The organism is Methylophaga sp. SB9B (genome assembly GCF_004832235.1).
GTDB lineage: Bacteria > Pseudomonadota > Gammaproteobacteria > Nitrosococcales > Methylophagaceae > Methylophaga > Methylophaga muralis.
In genome coordinates this window covers 1-1199 of sequence record NZ_SSXS01000025.1, presented here as the reverse complement: position 1 = coordinate 1199, position 1199 = coordinate 1, and the positions used below count along the sequence as shown (strand labels likewise).

Below are 1199 nucleotides of genomic sequence, written 5' to 3'. Positions count from 1 at the left end.
TGACCTTTCCCCTGAATTAGTACCAGTCCCATGATGAGATTTGGCTACTTTATGCTGCCTGTTTAGCGTATTCAACTGGCGGCATGTAATTCAGTGAGCTATGCGGCCGGACATGGTTGTAATGCTCCCGCCATAAGTCAATTTCATATCTAGCTTCCTCTAGTGTTCTAAACCAGTGTTGGTTGAGGCATTCATTCCGGAATTTACCGTTGAGACTTTCCACAAACGCATTCTGTGTCGGTTTACCAGGCTGTATAAATCCTAAAGTGATACCGCTTTCTTTACTCCAGAAAAACATCGCTTTACTGGTGAACTCGGTGCCATTATCACAGACGATTTTGACAGGGTTAGTCCGCTGCTCAATCAACTGATCCAGGAATCTGGCGACCTGCCTGCCGCTGATAGATACCGAGACCAGCTGGCCAACCATTTCCCGGGAATAATCATCCACCACATTAAGCACGCGAAACCGCCGGCCATTACTTAATTGATCTGATACAAAATCCATTGACCACCTTTGATTCGGTGCTGTCGGTATTTCCAGAGGTTGCTTCGGTCGGGTCAATTTTTTACGTTTTTTGGTACGGACCTGAAGTCCTTCTTCGGTATACAGCCGGTAGGTATGCTTTTTATTCACAACCAGTCCCTGAGCTTTGAGTAATCCATGCAGCATCAGATAACCATATCTTGGATAGCGTGCAGCTAATGCTTTCAGTTCAAGCCTGGCGGGTAGATCAATACTTAAACGGGATTGATGCCGGTAGGCAGTTCGACTTATTCCTGCCAGCCTGCAGGCCACACGTTCACTGAGCTTGAACTGTTCAGTAAGGTGTTGAACAATCGGCTTTCTTGCCGCTGGCGTTACCACTTTTTTGACAGCACATCCTTCATCGCTTCGACTTCCAGCAGTTTGTCTGCCAGCAGCTTCTTGAGCTTATTGTTCTCTGACTCCAACTCTTTAAGACGCTTGGCCTCATTGACTTCAAGACCCGCATATTTACTACGCCAGTTGTAAAAAGTGCCGGATGAAATGCCCATATCCCTGCAAATGTCATCCACTTTGGTGCCAGCTTCATGCCGTTTGATGGCTTTGATGATTTGTTCTTCGCTGTAACGTTTTTTCATTTTGAGATCTCCAACTCCCATATTTTATTGGAAATCTCATCAATGTCATGGCACTAAATTTGGGGGAAAGGTCA

Annotated in this window: 1 protein-coding gene; it reads right to left on the bottom strand. The window is 45.8% G+C overall.

Going from position 1 to position 1199, the window contains the following annotated elements; genetic code table 11:
* Positions 1-49 precede the first annotated feature (49 nt).
* Positions 50-1125 (bottom strand): IS3 family transposase gene (locus E8Q33_RS14975; protein ID WP_247870146.1). Its coding sequence is split into 2 segments (ribosomal slippage): positions 50-876 and positions 876-1125, totalling 1077 coding nucleotides; the frame shifts between segments, so codons are not numbered across the junction.
* Between the last annotated feature and the right edge of the window lie 74 nt (positions 1126-1199).